Origin of the sequence: Oceanobacillus alkalisoli (assembly GCF_021556485.1) — a bacterium.
In the GTDB taxonomy this organism is placed as follows: Bacteria; Bacillota; Bacilli; order Bacillales; family Amphibacillaceae; genus Oceanobacillus; species Oceanobacillus alkalisoli.
On the sequence record NZ_JAKGBW010000118.1, the window covers coordinates 1 to 255 of the forward strand.

Annotated in this window: 1 pseudogene; it reads left to right on the forward strand. The window is 42.7% G+C overall.

Features of this window, described 5'->3' with window-relative positions:
* Positions 1 to 214 (forward strand): annotated as a pseudogene (locus tag LZD48_RS19400) (hypothetical protein); the annotation flags it as partial.
* Positions 215 to 255: the final 41 nt, after the last annotated feature.

Consider the following 255-nt stretch of genomic DNA (forward strand, 5'->3'; position numbering starts at 1 on the left):
CTATAGCTGGGTTCGTAAATACCAACAGGATGGGGAGCGAGCTCTTCAGGACCGACGTGGAAAGTCGTTAGATTCGAAGCCGGTATTGACAGAGGAAGAAAAATTACAACTTCGTATTCAGGAGTTGAAGCATCGTAATCAATACTTGGAGGCGGAGAATGGTCTATTAAAAAAGTTAAAGGAAATCGAAAGGGGGATGGGTCGGGAAGATTAGGCATTCATTTAGCTGAATTTCAGGCTATTCATGACTATCAT